Below are 279 nucleotides of genomic sequence, written 5' to 3'. Positions count from 1 at the left end.
ACTTTATGCCCATGCCGAGAACCGTTGTAACCAAGGCGATTTGCATGATGTAGGTCATCACTTGGCCAAACCAGCTATCAAACCATTTCGCGGTGACGGGGAACATCAGCATGGCGATGAAGAACGGCCCGATGCCAAGCATGAGGGTGAGCATAATTTTGGCAACGATCACCATTGCCCCCGCCGGAATGGCAATGATGAGCGTGGCGGCGTAGATGATTAGGGCGTTAAGCAGGTCCCAAAACACCATGCCAATTTCATACCAACGCCGTTTTCCCA

1 protein-coding gene is annotated in these 279 nt (G+C 52.0%); it reads right to left on the bottom strand.

Features of this window, described 5'->3' with window-relative positions; translation table 11 throughout:
• Positions 1–250: type IV secretion system protein (locus SB751_RS29770; protein ID WP_410748995.1), on the bottom strand; the 250-nt coding region annotated here is incomplete at its 3' end.
• Positions 251–279: the final 29 nt, after the last annotated feature.

Source organism: Cupriavidus sp. SIMBA_020, assembly GCF_046535395.1.
GTDB lineage: Bacteria > Pseudomonadota > Gammaproteobacteria > Burkholderiales > Burkholderiaceae > Cupriavidus > Cupriavidus campinensis.
The sequence above is the reverse complement of the archived record's forward strand: the minus strand, read 5'-3'. Positions and strand labels throughout refer to the sequence as shown.